This is a genomic window from Exilibacterium tricleocarpae (assembly GCF_007004655.1).
Taxonomy (GTDB): domain Bacteria; phylum Pseudomonadota; class Gammaproteobacteria; order Pseudomonadales; family Cellvibrionaceae; genus Exilibacterium; species Exilibacterium tricleocarpae.
In genome coordinates this window covers 1-1,391 of the sequence record NZ_ML660152.1, presented here as the reverse complement: position 1 = coordinate 1,391, position 1,391 = coordinate 1, and the positions used below count along the sequence as shown (strand labels likewise).

At 53.6% G+C, this 1,391-nt stretch carries 2 protein-coding genes; both read right to left on the bottom strand.

Annotated features, from left to right (window positions below; translation table 11 throughout):
- Positions 1–255: 255 nt before the first annotated feature.
- Positions 256–588: a hypothetical protein gene (locus tag FKG94_RS28585; RefSeq protein WP_142930358.1), complete on the bottom strand. Its 333-nt coding sequence runs from the start codon at positions 586–588 to the stop codon at positions 256–258.
- A 293-nt stretch (positions 589–881) separates the two neighbouring features.
- Positions 882–1,175 (bottom strand): hypothetical protein, encoded by a 294-nt coding sequence (locus tag FKG94_RS28580; protein WP_142930357.1) that lies wholly within the window; start codon positions 1,173–1,175, stop codon positions 882–884.
- Positions 1,176–1,391 lie beyond the last annotated feature (216 nt).

Genomic DNA, 1,391 nt, shown 5'->3' with positions numbered 1-1,391 from the left:
ACAATAGGCCCAAATCTGAACACCAACAGCTTCTTTAACCTCAGCGACCAAATCCAGGTAAAACTGATAGTCTTGCTGAGCAAAAAATGTTCTCATTCGCCGGTTACCTCGCTGCGTTAAATGATGAGGAAAACCCGGCACAACTAATCGCGGCATCCTTGCCATGGTAGTACTCCTTGTATAAAAGTTAGTCTTTCACTGACCAAATCACGGGGCTGATCGAGTTAAACAAACTGTCCCCAGAACCCGCGAAGGCTACCTGGCATAGATATCCAAGCGGGTAACCACGGCTCTGGTGCCATATAGTCCGCACTCAGTGTCGCTATAAGTTACACTCAATCGCAGTTGGGCAGTCAATGCTGCCAACGCCATGGAATACATGTCTCGCCCGTGGCTGGTGGTTTTATCAAAGGACATAATCGTATACTCATCGGCACATGTGGGTTTTGTCGAAGCCGGTGTCTCCAGTGTCAAGGTTCCATACTGGACCGTTGCAGCGGCGAGATGTGTTATTTTTGAGGTCACTTTCCCGGCCTGGCAGCATAGCGGCATCATCAAGAGCAGGGCGTAGTTTGCGATTTTATACATTTGCATTTCCTCTCATCTTGTAATTTAGGGAGTGTTTGAGCATCCCTCAGTTTCACGGAGACTTTATATCGGCGACAATGTCATCCCAGGAGTATCCCTGTGGCCGGAGAAAGAGGGTCAGACAAGACTTATACCAGGGAATTTAAGCTCGGAGCATCTCATGCCCCGTATAACTCCGGTTGGCGGTCAGCTCCGGGTACACACTGTAATCCTGGCTGCTTAATTGACCTGTCAGCATTTCCCGTTACGCAGATCGGCTCAACCCGCATGACCAAATCACGAGGCTGATCGAGTTAGGTAAACTGTCCCCGGAACCCCTGCAGGTCCAACCGGATAATCGCCACCCCGTTGATCGAGCGGCGCAGGTACGCCTTGACGAAACCGCCGCCGGCCGTGGTATGCGTCACCCGCTCCACCGCACCCTGGTAACGGGTGGTCACCACCCCTGCCGCACTGCTGTCCACCCGGGCCAGGCGGCGGCGATCCGGGCCGTACTCGAACACCGTGGTATGACCGTCTTTTTCAATCCGGCGGGGCTTGTCAAACGTGGTATACGCCAACACCCGCCCGGTCGTATCGTCAGTCAAGCTGCCGTTGGCGTCGTAGCGATAGGTCGCCGCCTGGGTGCCGGTGGTCTGGGAATTACGGGGACAGCTTACTTAACTCTAGGTTTTGGCCCTGGCCTTCTTTTCTTTAGCTTTCGCCCCGTTAAAGCCTCCAAATAGTCAACAAACGCGTCGTCGCCGATAGGCCGTCCTGTTCGGGCATGCTGCCTTATCGCCGTTAAGTCCGCTGCCTTTTCT

Excerpts from the sequence above, each read along its gene's own strand:
- FKG94_RS28585 (WP_142930358.1), bottom strand. The coding sequence starts at position 588 with ATGTATAAAATCGCAAACTACGCCCTGCTCTTGATGATGCCGCTATGC.